This window comes from Providencia sp. PROV268, from assembly GCF_028477805.1.
In the GTDB taxonomy this organism is placed as follows: domain Bacteria; phylum Pseudomonadota; class Gammaproteobacteria; order Enterobacterales; family Enterobacteriaceae; genus Providencia; species Providencia stuartii.
On record NZ_JAMPLW010000020.1, the window covers coordinates 66,502 to 81,929 of the forward strand.

At 41.2% G+C, this 15,428-nt stretch carries 17 protein-coding genes; 8 read left to right on the forward strand and 9 right to left on the reverse strand.

All coding sequences use genetic code 11. The annotated features are described in order from the left end of the window. From PR699_RS15260 to PR699_RS15300, 9 genes are read right to left on the reverse strand one after another with little or no spacing between them, the layout of a single operon-like run. The gene (locus tag PR699_RS15260; protein ID WP_014657093.1) at positions 1-927 is read right to left on the reverse strand and encodes a FliM/FliN family flagellar motor switch protein; all 927 of its coding nucleotides are present in this window, start codon (positions 925-927) and stop codon (positions 1-3) included. Positions 928-929: 2 nt separating this feature from the next. Next, positions 930-2,378 (reverse strand): hypothetical protein, encoded by a 1,449-nt coding sequence (locus PR699_RS15265; RefSeq protein ID WP_014657094.1) that lies wholly within the window; start codon positions 2,376-2,378, stop codon positions 930-932. After that, entirely contained in the window at positions 2,350-2,805 is a 456-nt protein-coding gene (locus PR699_RS15270; RefSeq protein ID WP_004926241.1) for a hypothetical protein, read from the reverse strand. Before PR699_RS15270 ends, PR699_RS15265 begins: the two co-directional genes overlap by 29 nt. Next, complete coding sequence (sctN, locus tag PR699_RS15275) at positions 2,805-4,097, reverse strand: type III secretion system ATPase SctN (protein ID WP_014657095.1); 1,293 nt, start codon at positions 4,095-4,097, stop codon at positions 2,805-2,807. Before sctN ends, PR699_RS15270 begins: the two co-directional genes overlap by 1 nt. 3 nt (positions 4,098-4,100) lie before the next feature. After that, positions 4,101-4,508, reverse strand: a complete 408-nt coding sequence (locus tag PR699_RS15280) for a type III secretion system protein (RefSeq protein WP_014657096.1) — start codon at positions 4,506-4,508, stop codon at positions 4,101-4,103. An 11-nt stretch (positions 4,509-4,519) separates the two neighbouring features. Continuing rightward, positions 4,520-6,589 (reverse strand): EscV/YscV/HrcV family type III secretion system export apparatus protein, encoded by a 2,070-nt coding sequence (locus PR699_RS15285; RefSeq protein WP_014657097.1) that lies wholly within the window; start codon positions 6,587-6,589, stop codon positions 4,520-4,522. After that, positions 6,582-7,706, reverse strand: a complete 1,125-nt coding sequence (gene sctW, locus PR699_RS15290; protein WP_014657098.1) for a type III secretion system gatekeeper subunit SctW — start codon at positions 7,704-7,706, stop codon at positions 6,582-6,584. The genes PR699_RS15285 and sctW overlap by 8 nt, the downstream gene beginning before the upstream one ends. Continuing rightward, entirely contained in the window at positions 7,697-9,385 is a 1,689-nt protein-coding gene (gene sctC, locus PR699_RS15295) for a type III secretion system outer membrane ring subunit SctC (RefSeq protein ID WP_004926229.1), read from the reverse strand. Before sctC ends, sctW begins: the two co-directional genes overlap by 10 nt. After that, positions 9,375-10,151, reverse strand: coding sequence for a helix-turn-helix domain-containing protein (locus tag PR699_RS15300; RefSeq protein ID WP_004926225.1), 777 nt, complete (start codon positions 10,149-10,151; stop codon positions 9,375-9,377). The genes sctC and PR699_RS15300 overlap by 11 nt, the downstream gene beginning before the upstream one ends. Positions 10,152-10,347: 196 nt before the next feature. On the opposite strand from PR699_RS15300, the gene PR699_RS15305 reads away from it, so the two are divergent. From PR699_RS15305 to PR699_RS15340, 8 genes are all read left to right on the forward strand, one after another. Further along, on the forward strand, positions 10,348-11,550 hold the full coding sequence (locus PR699_RS15305) for a PrgH/EprH family type III secretion apparatus protein (RefSeq protein ID WP_004926223.1): 1,203 nt from the start codon (positions 10,348-10,350) through the stop codon (positions 11,548-11,550). 11 nt (positions 11,551-11,561) lie between these two features. Continuing rightward, positions 11,562-11,903: a type III secretion apparatus needle protein gene (locus PR699_RS15310; protein WP_004926220.1), complete on the forward strand. Its 342-nt coding sequence runs from the start codon at positions 11,562-11,564 to the stop codon at positions 11,901-11,903. A gap of 48 nt (positions 11,904-11,951) precedes the next feature. Continuing rightward, positions 11,952-12,254 (forward strand): type III secretion system inner rod subunit SctI, encoded by a 303-nt coding sequence (gene sctI / locus PR699_RS15315; RefSeq protein ID WP_004926354.1) that lies wholly within the window; start codon positions 11,952-11,954, stop codon positions 12,252-12,254. Positions 12,255-12,257: 3 nt separating this feature from the next. After that, positions 12,258-13,019, forward strand: coding sequence for a type III secretion system inner membrane ring lipoprotein SctJ (sctJ, locus tag PR699_RS15320; protein WP_004926218.1), 762 nt, complete (start codon positions 12,258-12,260; stop codon positions 13,017-13,019). Then, on the forward strand, positions 13,003-13,557 hold the full coding sequence (locus tag PR699_RS15325; protein ID WP_004926214.1) for a hypothetical protein: 555 nt from the start codon (positions 13,003-13,005) through the stop codon (positions 13,555-13,557). Before sctJ ends, PR699_RS15325 begins: the two co-directional genes overlap by 17 nt. Next, the gene (locus PR699_RS15330) at positions 13,535-14,185 is read left to right on the forward strand and encodes a hypothetical protein (RefSeq protein ID WP_014657101.1); all 651 of its coding nucleotides are present in this window, start codon (positions 13,535-13,537) and stop codon (positions 14,183-14,185) included. Before PR699_RS15325 ends, PR699_RS15330 begins: the two co-directional genes overlap by 23 nt. After that, positions 14,163-14,663 (forward strand): hypothetical protein, encoded by a 501-nt coding sequence (locus PR699_RS15335; protein WP_004926210.1) that lies wholly within the window; start codon positions 14,163-14,165, stop codon positions 14,661-14,663. The genes PR699_RS15330 and PR699_RS15335 overlap by 23 nt, the downstream gene beginning before the upstream one ends. Before the next feature lie 330 nt (positions 14,664-14,993). Next, positions 14,994-15,422, forward strand: coding sequence for a hypothetical protein (locus PR699_RS15340; RefSeq protein WP_004926207.1), 429 nt, complete (start codon positions 14,994-14,996; stop codon positions 15,420-15,422). Positions 15,423-15,428: the final 6 nt, after the last annotated feature.

Here is a 15,428-nt window from a genome sequence, read left to right on the forward strand (position 1 = left end):
TTATGGCCTTTTATCACCCAGATGAGCAAGACGAGTAATTTCTAAGCCTAACTCGTCACTCTCACCGATATAAATCAGCTCTCCCTCAGCAATGAGCTGCTTATTGGCATACACTTTGACTTCACGCTCTTTATTTTCACCAATCGAATATACGGCTCCCGGCTGAATATCGGCTAACTCATTCAGCGTAATTTCAGTCTGACCAAGTACAAACGTTAATTTGATTGTCATCGCATTCACATCGAATGGTTTCACAACCTCATCTGAAAAGGTTTCTTCTTGTAATAACGCACTCTCATCGGCAATAGGGGCGATCGTCTCTTCAATCATAAATTGACCTTCTTGTTGTTTTTGAAAACGGGCAAAAGGGCGCCCTGCGATTGACATATTCAGCAGTAATTGCTGAATACAAAACACATCATGCAACTGGATAGATTGCAGAAGTTTTGCGCTAATATAGCTATAGCCCAATACCCAATCCGCTTGTAACTTAAGCTTATGCAACGCAAATTGTTGTTTTGATTGTTTTGCTAACCCTTCTATTGGTGAAGGTAACAACACCTGGCCCAAAGCCGGCTCTTGCACACATAACCAAGGCTTTGCAGGGCTATCATCAATAATTTCGAGTGAACCACAACGGAAATGCTCGGAGAAAAAGCGCATTCCACGATTTTCAGTCGTAAATAGACTGATTAAGTTATCCTCATCAATGCTATTCCAAGCATAATGCGTGAAAGCGGGCCAATGGTGGTGACACCAACGTTCCACATTGACCAGTGCATGTACTTTTTCCGTGTGACTGATTAACGTCAGTTGGAAATAGCGCTCCCCCTGTCTGGGGGAGACGGTTTCCAAATCAGGTTGGTAACATTGCTGCCAAGCGCGTACTTGGAGTGCTCGCTGGCTAATACGACGAATATTCAACATGATTAATGATCTTCTTGCTCAGACTGTTGTTGCCTTTGTTGGCGCTGTCGCTCATGACGCGATTCTTCATCACGAATTGATAACGGATGATCGCTGCGTAAAAGGTGCTGATTTTCATGTAACGCACGATGAACTTCCGGGCTAGTGGTGGTAGCCAATAGTTCACTGCCTCTAGTGGCTAACTCAAATGTCACCGAAGGGCTGTTCTGCCATTGATTAAAGGTATAAGTGAGGCGGCTTCCTTCAATTTGTGTCACTTTATTCTCTGTCGCTGCCGCCATCGCTTCTGTGCCCATATCTAGGGTGGAATTTGCTTTATTTGTGGGTTGACGAGATTGCACCATCGGAGCTATTTGCCCCTTTTCATTGCAAGTCGTAGTGGCTAATGGTGGTATCACCCAATCAGGGGAGTCATCGATTTCCAATTGCGGATATGGCTGGCTAATCTTAGGCACTGTATCGCCTTCATCTATTTTTTGTGATTGCGCTGGCTGAACAAGCGGCAATGAGGAGGGCGTACTGTACTGCCCCTGATCTGCCACTGAAATAGAAGCCAAAGATGGTGACGGTGACATTGGTCGTGCGGTTATTTCGGATTGAGGCAAAATCCGGCTTTCATGCGTAGGCAGAGATAGCGCTGGCGCTTGGAAAGAGAGGGGGGATACAGACATCGCCTCTCGAGTAACTGACGTCGTTTTTACGCCTAGCGGTATTGGCATTTCATGATGGGTTTCATGGTGAATATGCAAATCATTTTGCTCTACTTCACGATGTTTAATCTGCGTTGATGGCGGCAATGCGTGCTTATTGTGCTCTGCTCCTTGCCATTTTTTTGGCTGAGGCGCTAAAGCTGTTATTGACGCTTGATGTCTCACCACATTTTTATTTGTATTTGCAGAGATAGATAAATTTGCATTGGTTTCTACAGAGACCGTTTCAGCAGTATTTGATAACCGATTGCTCTCCTGTTGCCAGTGAGTTTTCCCGATAACACCTTGCCCAATCGTGACATGATTAGGAACTAATGGCGCATCAATAAGCGCTTTATCGGTCGAATCACCCTCACTGTCCGACGATATTTCTGTCATCGGTAGCGCCCTATGTGACAGCGATGCTTCTATCACAGGTAATTCACGGTGTGATTGGGCGGCTTTCACATCCGCCGTTGCATTGATACCCAATTGGCAAAATGCCATCATTTTTTCCGCCGTTTCAGTATGGCGTAGGTGCACAGGTAACTGCGCCAATAATAGCGCTAAGCTGTCTTCCATTTCTTTCTTGCGTCGTTTTTGTGGTGGCGACGTTTGTGCTTTCTTCGAAGCGACCTCCGCCATACGCTGTTTAATTAGCGACTTGCTATCGGGTTGTTTACCTTTTGCTAATGGGAAGGCAGCATGGTTTTCCGCTACCCTAGTACTCAGTTCATTCAACGCCAGTTTTACTGTTGCCATAGGCGGACAACTCCTCAATTTCATTTTGTTGCTGACGTTCCGATTTTAAACGCCGAGCACGGTGTTGCTGCTTGAGATAATTTTGGAATTTCTCGCACTTGTTACGTAACGCAAACATACGCACAACAATATTTTTTCGTGATTGCTCATACCGAGTCATTTCCGTATTAATTGACTCCGTTTGGTATTGAAGATGAGCAATTTCCGCGAGCAAAGCGGCTTTCAGCCTTTGGCTCTCCCAAAAAGCCATTTTGCTCAGTTCGGCGGATTGCTCATATAACGCGATTTGTGTCGTCAATATCGCAATACGCGATTGAATATCCGTTAATTGTTGTTGTAGCGCACGGATTGCTGACTGCACTTGCCATTGTTCCTGTTTAGCGCGATCAAGGCGTCTTTCCGTTAACGTAAGAAGACTTTTAATCATCAGGAAGCCAAATAGTCGAGGCGGTTTAATACAATTTCGAAATGCTCAGCTTCATCCATCTTTTGTTGCAAGAACTGTTCAATATCTTCTTTTTTATCCAAAGCATTGTCGTTGTCTTCACTTTCCCCACGTTGGTATTCGCCAAGCTCCAAATACAGCTGAATTTGTTCTAGCCTAGATAGACGATCACGCACTTTTGTTGCGGCTTGGCGATGTGTATCCGTCGTGACTTTTTGGAATACACGACTAATGCTGTGCAAAATATCAATCGCTGGGTAATGCCCCTTTCCCGCCAACTTATGGCTAAGATAAATATGCCCATCAAGAATCGAGCGAATTTCATCACCAATAGGGTCTGACTCTTCTTCACTTTCTAGCAATACGGTATAAAAGGCGGTAATTGAGCCTTGCTGCATACGACCTGGGCGCTCAAGCAACATAGGCAGTTGCTCAAACACCGACGCTGGGTAGCCTCGTCTTGCTGGAAGTTCCCCCGCCGCCAAAGCAACATCACGTAATGCTCTGGCGTAACGTGTCATTGAATCGACAAATAACAAGACATGTCGATTACGGTCACGGAAATATTCCGCGATTGTCGTAGCAAGCAACGCCGCATTACACCGCTCTATCGGTGGGCTATCGGAAGTGGCATAAATAAGCACCGTTTGGGCTGCATGAGGAGAGGCTTGTAACTCCTCAATAAATTCAATAACCTCTCGGCCACGCTCACCGATTAAAGCAACAACATGGATATCCGCCTTCGCGTGGTTAATAATCATATTCATTAATGAAGTTTTGCCACTTCCTGCCGCAGCAAAAATACCAATACGCTGCCCAAGACCACAGGTTAATAAGCCATCTATCGCACGGATACCGGTGATAAGTGGTTCATCAATCGGACGCCGAGATGTCACGCTCGCGGGTGGACTATCAATACGCATTAGTCTTGAGTCAGGGCAGAACGCTGTTTCGGCTGTATGACCGAGCACACCAACCTGCTCACCCGCCGCATCAAAAATTTTACCGGCAAGCTGCTCATGCATTTCAAACACGAAAGGTAGGCCCGTTGGGCGGATCACCATATCACGCGTTAACCCTTGTGCTCGACCAATTAAGCTGAGCACAGTTAAGCCCTCTTTAAACCCCACGACTTGTGCTTTTGCTATGCGCTCTTTTGACGTTATCGAGCGTTCAACAACACAGATCTCACCAATAAAAACTCCCTGCAAAGGGGCTTCCATTAAACAGCCATGAATGCGCGCAGGGTGCGCGCAAGAATCAAAAAGCTTCATGATTTAATTAGCTAATACTGTTTGGAATTGATTACTACGCTCAAAGAACTCTTCAAAGCTGTCAGCAAATTGTTGAGTATCGTTTAAGGCTGACTCTTTCATCACAGCCGAAAGCACCAAGCTATTATCAATAAGATTCAATGCCGGTTGCCCCAATTGAAAATTGCGAGGTGAATATTCCACGATCATGCTCAGTAGCATATGCGCCATTGAATCAAATTTTGCGGGACTATATTCAGCAAGGTGACACCAAATAATTAAATCATCACCAGAAAGATCGATATTAATCGCTGGCGAGTCATTCATTTCTAATTGAATATTTGAATGACAGTCGAGTTGCGGATTAATTAGATCACTACGGCCCATTGAATTTAAAAATGTATTTAATGCTTCTACAAAGCGGTATTTCATAAGAAACTTCCTTATATTGTCTTAATAATATTCACTTTCACCATTTCAGATACCTCATTAAATGAGAGCACCTCTAATTCAGGAAAGCGTCCTTCAAGGATTTTTTTCACAAAACGACGTATATCGACCGGCACCAGCACATTAATATCTCGAATAGATAAATGGCTATTTTCGAGGGCTAGCTCGGCAGCTTGAATTAATTCATTGGTCTTTTCTGGTTCTAAATGCAAATAGACTCCCCCAGAAGATTGACGAATGCCTTGGCGAATGGTGTCTTCAAAAACAGAATTCACCATAAGCACATTTAAGCGGCCATCAATGGCAAAACGGGAAGAGATATAGCGCGCCATTGAGGTTCTGACATGTTCAACGAGCATTAAGCTATCTTTCTCTCTTGGCACCCATTGCACGAGAGTTTCAATAATGAGTTTCATATTACGCACTGAGATTTTCTCCATTAATAAACGCTGGAAAACCTCTGTCACCTTTTGCACCGTCGCGTGTCGATAGCACTCTTTTAATAGCTCAGGGTATTTGCCTTCTAAATCATCTAGTAAGTTTTTCGTTTCTTGGATCCCAAAAAACTCATTAATATGCCGCAGCAATAGTGTACTAACGCAATCAATCATCTCGGTCACATCATCACGCACCATCAAACCAAGCTGTTCAATATGTTCGTGATCTTGCTTGCCACACCAAGAGCTAATTGCGCCATACTCATCAGTAAAATGAGTCAGCGTTATGCCTAAATATTCCAATTCATCACTCATGGTTAATAAGCGAAATCCACCGAAACAGATATCGTATTCACCTGCTTTAACTTCATTAATTAAAATGATGATTTTGTTATCTGGAACGATAGGTGAATAATTAATGGCAATATCGGGTATCCGGTAACCATAACGAACAAACACATCCTTTTTCATACGAAACAAAAAGTTTTTTTCTTCGAGCTGTTTTTTATATTGCTGATTAACCGAAATAATAATCGGCAAGGTTTCAGGAATATATTCAGGCTCAAAACGGCTATTTTCCCTTTGTGTTTCCCCTTCGGTGACTTCCGAATCGACACTCACCTGCTCAGTTTGTGATATCTGCTTATTCTTCTCTTTACGCGTTTTCCAAAAACGAACAAAAAATAGTACTGATAGCAAAGAGGCTAAAAAGAGAAAAATAGCAGTAGGGAAACCCGGCAGGAACCCCATAAATAAAACGATGAAGGCAGTAATAAGAATCGTAAAATTATTCGCAAATAACTCAGAAACGATATTTTGACCTAAGTTTTTATCATTGCCTCCAACGCGAGTCACAATAAAGCCTGCACTAATAGAGATAAGCAGTGCTGGGATCTGTGCCACCAAACCATCACCGATGGTTAAGAGTGAGAATGTATTCAGAGCCGATGACATATCCATGCCCTGCTGTGCAACACCCACAGAAATTCCCCCGATCAGATTGACAAAAATAATGACAATCCCTGCAATCGCATCCCCTTTAATAAACTTCATTGCACCATCAAAAGAACCAAATAATTGACTCTCTTTTTCTAAGTCGCCGCGCCGCTCTTTCACCGTCGATTCATCAATCATCCCTGCCCGTAAGTCGGCATCAATACTCATTTGCTTACCCGGCATTGCATCGAGGGAAAAACGTGCTGCCACTTCAGCAATACGCTCAGACCCTTTCGTGATCACAATAAATTGCACTATGGTCACAATGGCAAACACCACCATACCGACCACTAAATTATCTTGGATCACAAACTCACCAAAGGTGGCAATAATATCGCCCGCGTCAGCCTCCAATAAAATCAAGCGGCTCGTGCTAATAGATAATGCGAGACGAAATAATGTGCTTATTAATAAAATAGAAGGGAATGATTGAAAATTTAATATGCGAGTAATATAGAAAGAGCTCATAAAAATGAGCACCGATATCATAATATTCAAGCCAATTAATAAATCGACCAATATTGTTGGTAATGGAATAATCAGCATGGCGATGACCATCACCATAATAACTAAGACCATCAATTCTGGGCGATTGCGGATCGCCAAAAGAAATCCCGTAAATTTATTCATGCGGTTTCTGTTCCTTATTTAGCAAACCGTTGCGCATCATGATTTCCTCTTGTGCCTTCACATAGTCCATATATATTTTCAATTGATTGAGCAGCTCTTCTCGTGCTTCCAATGATTGAAAAATTGCGGTGGGTATTGTTCCAAATGCCAAAATTAATAATTGTAAAAAACGCGCCCGTAAGTCCGTGCTCATCGCCCCTAACTGTGATGAAATAAATAACAACAAATTCTCTTCAAATTGCGCTTGGTTACGAATACCACTGGTAAAGAGCTGACTGAGCTTTTTAGCAAACTCAGAATTAATCAGTTGGCTGTGCTGCCGAAAAAGCCCCGATTGGAAAAATTGTTGGGTGAACACATGCTCAAGTGACTGCAATTCACGTAACCGCCCTACACGGAGAAAATAATCACCAAATTCACTAATATTAATATCGCCCAATGGCAGGGCTTGTAGATCACACGCCAGCGCTCTGCTTAAATAACGCATAATATTTTCGCGCTCTTGGCTTTCCATCTCCTCAACCCACTGCTCATATAGATAAACTACAGGGCCGTCATAACTAAGAAACTCACGATATAACATGCGTAAGTTCCCTGCGGATTGCTTAATTTTTTGCGCAAACGCCTTCGCAACCAGTGCAATATTTATCCCCGCTTGAGTGCTTCTATCGCTATCCTCAGCGTTAAGTTGTTGCTCCAGCTCTTTTAGTTGTTCGAGTTGCTCAGCCTTCAATTTCCCTCGATTGATTAAGGCCGCAAGCGCCATTAACAAATCGCTAGGGTCGGCAAAAAAGCGCAATAAAAATGCTCTTAGCTCTTTAGGAGTCATAAACTGCCGATTAAGCGCACTTTCAACATGTAAAATGGTTTCATCGGCATGCTCATCAAGGATGCGCTCAGCAAATTGCATCCAATCTTCGGTTTCTCCTTGTTTAGAGCCACTTTTTTTTACATGGCTCGCCGCCAACATCGACATTGAGGCATATTCCCCAGCACTATCGATAACCCCTTGACCGCGCAATACTTCGTCCGAATCATCACTGGTTTTTGATGATCGACTCTTTTCATGTGAACTGCTGACTATGCGGGAACCAAAGCCCAAAGGCGTTATTGCCATGGTTGCTCCATATAGGTTTTCAAAAATTTAACGGTACTGTGCAACTGCCCGTTTTGTTCTTTAATACGCTGATTTTCCGAGAACTGACGCCCATCCCATACTTCGTTTTCGTCCAATAAACGCGGTTGGATCAAAAACAATCGCACCATTTTTTGCTTATTAACGGAGGTATGACTAAAGAGGCCGCCGATCAGTGGGATATCCCCCAATAAAGGAATATGACTTTCATTTTCAACCACTTGTTCTCGGGTGTATCCCCCAATTAATAAACTGCTATTTTGCGCAATACGCGCAACCGTATTGATAGTCGTACGATTAACAGATGGAAGGCCTTCCACATTCGAAACCTCACCACTTTTTGATTGTTTTTCACCGCCGTCTTCAATATTCACTTCCATCTCAACTTGATGACCAGATGAAATACGCGGCATCACACTCACCATGGTGCCGTAAGTGACTTGCTCCAAGGTGGCAATACGTTCCCCTTGTAACTTGGCATAAAAACTGGTGTTGTTATCAAATAAGGCAGGAATGTTCTCTTGGGTTAGCAGAACAGGACGAGAAACAATATGGCCATTACCGCTTTTGCTTAAGGCATCAACGCGTAACAGAAAATCCGTACTGTTTGATAACGTGCTGCGATTAAAAGAAAATGCCGTGTTCCCCGTATTAATCGTGCCAACTTCCCAATTGACGCCTAAATTATCCAATTCACTACGCGTGATATCGATAATCCACAGTGATAGCTCAACTTGGCGGCGACGCGTATCTAACGTTCTAACCAGTTGGCGAACATAACGAATTTGTTCAGGGGAACCTTTAACAATTAGACTGTTACTATCAGGGTGAGCCACCAAAGAAAAAGGCACATTTGATGATGAAGAGTGACTAAATGTCGCTAGAGACTCAGAAGCTTCACCGATGGGTGCATCCATCAAGGCATCAATATCATCTCCAACCTTCTCTTTGGGAGTTATTTTTTGCGTCGGTACGGCGCCGGTCGGCGTATCTTTGAATAGCTCACTGATAACTGACAGCATGCCCGGCACCGTGATGTTATTACCGCGCAACGCATAGTTTCTATCTGTCACAGAAGCATATTTTACGGGGATCACTGCCAACTCTCCCCCAGATAACGACTCCTGCTTAACTTGCTCATCAAGATACAGCGTAGCGGCTTTTATCAATTCAACATATAACGGCGGCCCAGAAACAAATAGCAGGCTATTTTCCCCTTGAGTACGGACAGGAAAACGCGGGTCGTAGATCCCATTTTTCTTAATATAATTGAGGACTTGTTGGCTACTGGCATTATTCATCGGAATAATTGCACTACGCATTTCGCTATTATCATAAACATAAATCGCTGCACCATCGTCATACCAAACCAGCGCAATACGGCGAGTTAATGCTTTAAACATTTCATCGGCATTCGCTAAATTAAAATTACCTGTAATGCGTTTTTGTGCCGCAAGTTTGCTGAGAATAATCGGCTTATTCAGTCGCTCAGCGATAGAATCAAACACTTTTCCTACCGCAATATTATTGGCGACAAAGGTCTCCTGACCCATTTCTTGTTTAACCGGCTCTGCTGTGATCACTGTCGTTTGCGCTAAACTATGATCCACACTCAGTAAAAAGAGTGACAATAAGATCACTCCACCTCTTTTACTGCTCATATAATTTTGCTCCAAGGTGCCTAATATCAGAGGGAGTTAACCCTAGCTCTTTTTTAATATCGTTAGTAAAATGCGATGCGGAGCAATAACCCGCTTCCAACCCAACATCGAGTATTGAATTATCACTTTCAATTAATTTCAAAATGGCTGATGCCATTCGCACACTCATAATTTTTCTTTTTGCTGTTTTATTAAAGTTTTCTCGATATAGCTGCCTAAAATAAGAAGCCGACACACCATACCTTGCACATAGCTGGTTAATATTGGCATTTTTATCTTTTTCGGCGGCAGAAAGTAAAAAACGCATAATGCCGTATGCTTCATAGCGCCTTAATATATTGCACCATGAATAAAACTGAGGTTGCCGTTGAATAATCAAATCAATAACAATATTCTTTATTGAATATTCGGAAAAAATATCACTTGATAGATGAATAACTTCATCTTCTTTATTATCTGATGAGGTTATTTCGTTTTCTGCAAGAAATGATTGCCCCATTGCGGTATCAATAACAGCAAGAACTTCAATGACCTCAGAAAGTAGCATTGAATGAATAAACCAGCCCTTTTTATTAATAGAAGTAATATCTGATGATGGGAATACAAATAAAGATTGCCCCATTACCTCTACTTTTTTACCCGAATAGGGAGAATGAAAAATTAACGCTGTTTCCTCAGCGTTAGGTATCGCTAAAACTAAGCTGTCTTGTAAAGAGAAGCAGCCTTCTTTATTTTCAAGTAATGCCGCAATATTTGTATTCACCATGATGTTTCTACTTTATCTAAAGAGAATCAATAGCGCTAAAATGGCGGAAAATGCATCATGGCACAAAGGAATAATCCGGAATAACTCATACTCGATATCTAACATAATAGGTCAGAATGATTAAGATAAATTCTACTGACGGAAATGCAGTTATCAGTTTTACTAGCGCCAATTTCTTGTCATTGGAATTTACTTTATGAAAGATACAAATAGCCGCGCTTGTATAATGAAAATTGCTAGCGGCCCCATGAATGGACATGAGCTAATGTTAACTGCTGACGCTCATTTGATTGTTATTGACCCGAATGTTGAATACCACACGGAGGTCGATAATGATGGGCTTATGACTTACTATATCCCTAGTGAATCAATACATTACGAACTAGCTATCACAACAGAGGATGGTTCGAATGATCATATCAATGATGCCGATGAACCAATATTTTATCTTCATATCAATGATGGTATGAAATCAAAGTCTATTCCTATCCCCTTTCAAGAATTAATATTGGCCGACACATTTCCTATTGCAATAAAACCAATTGATGCACCATGGAACCTATCAACTCGTGAGCCTGCATTACCTGAAATTTGTATTGAAAATGACAGTCAACCTATGCTGGAATCCAAATTAACCAAGAAAAATTTTATTTTCTTTGGGCTATTTGTTTTAACTATTTTTTCAATAATTCTAGTTATTCAATACTACTCTGGAAATAATTCTTTAAAAAAGATAAACACTGTCGAAAACATTCTACAAGGCAGCCATTATCCCATCATTGTGACTCTGAACCAGCAAGGTGAAACCTTAATTTTAGTGCGAAATCAGCGTGACGTCGACTGGAGTATTCAACGCCTAAGAAAAGAGCATTATTCTGAAAAGTATCAGATAACAAAAATAGCTCAGTTGGAAAGTGAAATTGAGAATAAAATTTCCGAAAACGTACCGAGTTTATTAAAGATTGATTTAAGTAATCCTTGTCACCCTATTGTTAGAAAAGCCAATAAACAGGTAACCACTAAGGATGAAAAAATCATTAATAATATTATGAAAGGTTATCTTGGCTGCTATAAAAACAGTGAAATTTTGACCGTCAATTTAGACGAACTGATAAAAAAGGCGGAAATAGGATTAACAGAAAGTAACGTTCCGTGGAAACGAGTTGATAAAGATAATATGACCATATTTATTGTTCAAGGAAGTTTGGATGATAAACAGATATCGTCTACTGTTCGGCTCGCGGATCAATTTATTAATCAATGGGGAAATCAGCATATTCAGTTTTCAATTTCTCTGGCAACGAATCAACTAACAGGGAAATCATTTATCCGTAACGATCAGGGTTTTATTATTTTAGGCCATAACCATTGGTCGTTTAATTCAAACACAATTAATTAATGAGGTGATATATGTCAGATTCAGGTATTCTAGGTATTAATAAAGACACGGGTAATTGGGAGTCATCCGCATTCGAAACGCCGGTGGCTGGTGATAAAAACTGGGGAATGATGTATCGCAGTAGTGCGAATGTCAGTAACCGAGCCAAAGAGTTCGCCGATGAATTAAAAGACATACTTGATGGTAAGACGACAACACCTGATGGTAAGACGGTAAAGTTAGAAGTCGATAACCCACTGACTCTCGGAAAAATTACCGCTTTAAGTGGTAGCTACAATATGGCAAGACAGTTACAAAGCAACTTAATGAAATCCATTAAAGATACCGCTCAAGCCATTATCCGTAACGTTTAATTTCACAATAGAGCATCGCTTTGTGGGTGCTCTACCTTTTAGGAGCCTATGATGATACAGCCTATTAATCGATCCGTTTTCATGTCAATGATGTTAGATAATACTACTGACAGCGTATCGACTCAATCTCTTGAAAGTACGGTTAGATCTCTTTATGCACAATATTCTGTTGAAGTACAAAATAAAAAAGAGGCCCTTTTTCACCAAGCCGATACCATAGATGTTAGCAATCCCATTGATGTGATGAATATGCAAAATTCAATCGCCCAATACAGTTTAGGCCTCAATTTTGTGTCGACCCTCACCCATAAAGCCACAGGTGCTATTGATACTCTACTAAAAGCCCAATAAGTCATGAATACATTGAAGAAATTAATCCTAATTACCTTCGTCGGGTTATTGGCTGGGTGTGATAACCAACTCTTACTCAGTCATCTTAGCCAACGCCAGAGCAATGAAGTCCTAGCCATCTTACAAGAGCATGGCGTTGAAGCTTCACGTAAACAAGATAATAAACAAGGGGATTCTATAAAGGTATCGCCGCGTGACTTTGTGATCGCCGTAGATTTATTACGTCAATATAACTTACCGTCTAAAGACCCTGTGGAGATCATTCAGGCTTTCCCGGGAGACTCGCTGGTTGCTTCACCACAGGCGGAACGCACTCGACTGCTCTCCTTGATTGAACAACGCTTAGAGCAATCTCTATTAACGATCCCTGATGTTGTTAATGCGAGGGTGCATGTCAGTTACCCTCTGAATGGTAATACCCCGACTAAGCAGACGCAAAAAGTGTCTAGTTTAGTGACCTACTCTGGTAATGAAGACCCGAAATTGATGATGAATAAAATCAAACTATTCCTAACCAGTAGCTTTGCAGAAACCAATTATGACAATGTTTCTGTGGTGATTGTCAGCCGCCCACCTTTACAGCATCAAATTCGCACTGAACCTGAATCAATATTTAATCCTATTTGGGTTGCCATACTGACGCTCGGGGGAGCCGCTGTTCTTGGCCTAGCCATATTCCTTTGGCACCGCCAGCAATCATTGAAAAATAGAGATGATCAAGACAAGGCCGCTATAGAGGCAAAAATCGATGACACTATTGCATAATATTCATCCACTTCTGCAAGCAGATATCTTCTTAGCGCCGGGGAGTTATTTCCATTTAGAATACAGTGATGTTGATTATCATCGATTACCTGCAACGTTAAAAAAACTGCATAACCAGCAGTTGATCCAACAGTATCTTTTGCCTTGGCCTGATAGCACAACGGCACGGCTACCTCGTATTTTGTCGATGGAGTGGAATCAACTCCCAAAAGTCGCTCTCGGATTAGGGGCTATTTTACATTCAGGCGCGCTGCCTTGGTGGGGAGAGTTGGCGGCTTTTTCCGACTTACGCCACAAATACAGTGACCCACTCTGGCAGTGCACTGATAGAGAAAGCCCGACTCCCCAACATTTACTTGCGCTTGGGGCTGAACAACTTTTCGCCTATATCACTCCCTTCGGGCGTGCTTATACCGAGAGGTTAAAATATATGTTCAGCAATCAAACGTTAGCGCTAATCCCTTCATCGTTTAACGCGATGCTACCTTGGAATATCATTGAAGAAACTTGCCGTTATGTCAGAAAAAATACAGCCTGATATCCAACAAACCGCATGTGAAAAAGTATTGATTAAACATCATGCTACTCGTGCGTTTCGCTATGTGAAACAGATTGAACAACAAGCTCAACAGCAAGCCACAGAGCGTTATCAACAAGCTCAGCAACAGGTGGAACATATTCACAAAATTGCCTATCAGCAAGGCTACTCTGATGGCTTAAAACAGCTCCTGTCTAAATTAATTGAAAGCATTGAGATCAGCGAAAAGTGCTATCAACAAGCCGTGAATCAAAGCCAAGAAACGTTATTGCAGCAACTTTCTGCGCTTTTTCATGATCCACACTTACAAGAAATCATTGCTAAATACCTTATTCAGCAACAAGAGCGACGCCCCATCACACTGTATTTACCTGATAGGTTACAAAACATGTTTAACCATATCGAGGCGGGTCTAAAAATCTTACCCAGTGTAGAGGGGGATATTGCTTTAGAAATAGGTAATGAAGTCATTCATTTTTCCCCGACGATTGCCGCCGAGCAGACTTTGCCTCAAATATTATCCGTCTCGGCCCGCTGCCAAATTTTAGCAGAGAGAAAATCAGCCTATCAGCACATCATGGCTTTGATCGAACAAGGAGATTGTAATGATATCCCCACTAACGCTTAATAGACTCAACGTAGGAATGAATGAAAAAATATCAACAGGTTCGAATCGCCCCAATATTACAACCAAAGTGAGTGATGCGTGGCACACAAAATCTACCACCGTCAAACCGACAGCATCTCAAGAGCGCTATATTGTATTAACTGATGCTGAACATACCGAGATCAATCAATTATTAAGTCAATTAAAAATTGATGACACAAATAACGAAGCGCGCAGAGCCAATTTTTTGGTCTTGTATAAAAAACTCGCCAACTCAACGAATGAAGCAAAAGAGCGGTTTATTACTGGAGCAATGCAACGACTAAAAACTCCCGACGCATTTGCTGATCAAGAACAACTCAAAGCAACATTTGAAAAAACCTTATATCGAGTTAATGCAACTAACCTGATGACTCAGCCATTTATCAACCAGATGAATGATAGTATCAGTAGTATTAGTCTAGAGGGTGACCAAGATGATGAGTTCAAATTTTATTAATCAATTAAATTCGTTATAGCACACTTAAAGCGTCACTCCTTTTAATATCCCCACCTTCTCATAGACTTAATATATTATTTTTATGTTAAGTCTTAACCCAAAACATTCCATAGAAAAATATAAAAAATCAATATACAAAATTGATATATATAGCGCGTCGTAAAGTTATAAATTAAGTCATCCTAAAAAAACAGAGAGTTTTTATTAAAAATCGTCTTTTTTTTATAAATATCTTATAGTGTGTCGTTTTTTTATATTGTGGCACGACGTATTGAACGTTAGGATATGGAAGAATAACTTGTCGATGAAATTATATTTACGGAAAATAATATGAATAATACTGAACAAATTGAACAAGAACCTCTTATTATTTTATCTGAACATGTTGTTTATGACCCACTTAAGCGAACCCTGTCTCGGGGGAAGAAAACGATTAATCTTTCAGAGAATGAATCATGCTTATTGAAATTATTACTGAATAAAACCAGCAGTAAGCGAGAAATTATGTATGAGATCTGGGAAAAACGTGGAACAATTGTGACTGAAAGTAGTTATTACAAATTAGTCAGACAATTACGCCTCTCTTTCAAAAAAATGGAGCTTGATGAAAACCTAATTATGACGCTGCCTAGAGTCGGCATCCTCTATACGGGCACTAAATCGGAGGCTAGCCATGCGCTATTCAACCACCAAAAGAAAGGGGTTTATTCATATATTCAATGTTTCTTTCAAAAAGTATTTAATCGCACTATCTTATAAAGATAA